Below are 242 nucleotides of genomic sequence, written 5' to 3' on the forward strand. Positions count from 1 at the left end.
TCGGCCACCACTTCGCGGCCATTGCTGGTGCTGGCCCGCTGGTCGGCCCCGTGCTGGCCGCGCAGATGGGCTACCTGCCCGGCATGCTGTGGATCCTGGCCGGCGTGGTGTTTGCCGGCGCGGTGCAGGACTTCATCGTGCTGTTCATCTCCAGCCGCCGCGATGGGCGCTCGCTGGGTGACCTGGTGAAGAGCGAGATGGGCACGGTGCCCGGCGTGATCGCGCTGTTTGGCGCGTTCCTC

1 protein-coding gene is annotated in these 242 nt (G+C 69.4%); it reads left to right on the top strand.

Translation table 11 applies throughout. The features are described 5' to 3' along the window. The coding region (locus RVY79_RS21230) for a carbon starvation CstA family protein (protein WP_317466596.1) at positions 1–242 on the top strand (242 nt) is incomplete at both ends.

This window comes from Chromohalobacter sp. HP20-39 (assembly GCF_033052815.1).
GTDB lineage: Bacteria > Pseudomonadota > Gammaproteobacteria > Pseudomonadales > Halomonadaceae > Chromohalobacter.